At 61.9% G+C, this 1,160-nt stretch carries 1 protein-coding gene and 1 pseudogene; both read right to left on the reverse strand.

What is annotated here, in order from left to right; genetic code table 11:
- Positions 1-236 (reverse strand): annotated as a pseudogene (locus EN984_RS35400) (DUF2182 domain-containing protein); the annotation flags it as partial.
- 9 nt (positions 237-245) lie between these two features.
- Positions 246-881: a DUF1326 domain-containing protein gene (locus EN984_RS35405; RefSeq protein ID WP_127269117.1), complete on the reverse strand. Its 636-nt coding sequence runs from the start codon at positions 879-881 to the stop codon at positions 246-248.
- Positions 882-1,160 lie beyond the last annotated feature (279 nt).

The raw sequence follows: 1,160 nt of genomic DNA on the forward strand, positions 1-1,160 counted from the left end.
TCGCCCAATGCCCAGGGCCGGAAGCCGGGCGCCATGGCGGCGCCCATATCCATGCCGGCCATATCCATGCCGGCCATGTCGCCGCCTCCGCTATCCGGCAAGGGGGAGCCGGGCATGACCATGGTGGCGGCGAGCCACAGCACATAGGCCCAGGCGAGCACGGCAATCACCACGAGCGCGGCCATCACGACCGCGCGATCGCGCCTCAGCACCGCCTCGAGGGCCGTATCGCCCATTGGATCAGGTCAATGCACGATGCCGCTCTGCGTAAGATGCAGATTGGCGAAATGGCTGTGCGTATCGGCCAGTTCGAACTTGATCGGGCCCGTCGCCTTGGTCCAGCCGCGCCCGACCTCGGCGATCGCGTATTCGAAGCCGTGCGGCAAGTCGATGCGCGCCTGGTGCGCGGCGCCGGTGACCGGATTCCGGATCGGCTCGCCGCGACCGTCGGTTATACCCTCGACATGCAGCTGACTGGTTCGCGCGTCGACGTCGATTTTGAATTCGATCGGCGCGAAGATCGGATCGTGGAATTTCTCCAGCGTGGTCGAAAAGACCTGAAATATCGTTGCACCTGGCTCGGTGTCCAGACCGCCCAATATGCGAAGCAGCGCGCCACGTTGGGCTTCCGTCGCCCTCTCGTCGATGACCACCGCGGCTTCACCCCCGCCCTGGTGTATGGCGCCGGGCCAGCTGAAAATCCCGACGAACCGCAACCCGTCGAGCTTGGTGTCGCCGTGATGGCCGCTCTCGATTTCCATGCCGGCGACCGCCTGGCAGAATCCGTATGTCGGCATGGCGTTGAACTGGCACGGGCAGCCATAGGCGCAGTTGCAATTGATGAATTCGCGCGCCTTCATGGCCCATTTGACGTCCGGCATGGCATTCCTCCCTTGCCGCGCTCACGCTTCGTGAGCGCGATCCGGATCGTGGAGGACCAGAGGTCAACCGGCAGCAACCATCCGGCAGCATCTGATCGAAGCAATCCGGCGATTAATATTAGCCTGCAATCATATACCTTCCACAGCCGCCCACAATAGGCCGATCGGCTGAGATGAGGACTCCTAACGCAGATCAATCAAAGACCGCCTTTCCCGATAGGAATTTTTTCTTGACACCCTGCCCTCAGCTATGGTACATATTCGTCCATGGTGCTGATT

It is taken from the genome of Mesorhizobium sp. M7A.F.Ca.CA.004.12.1.1 (genome assembly GCF_003997835.1).
Classification (GTDB): Bacteria; Pseudomonadota; Alphaproteobacteria; order Rhizobiales; family Rhizobiaceae; genus Mesorhizobium.

Coding starts and splice junctions, on each gene's coding strand:
- EN984_RS35405 (WP_127269117.1), bottom strand. CDS start 881: ATGCCGGACGTCAAATGGGCCATGAAGGCGCGCGAATTCATCAATTGC.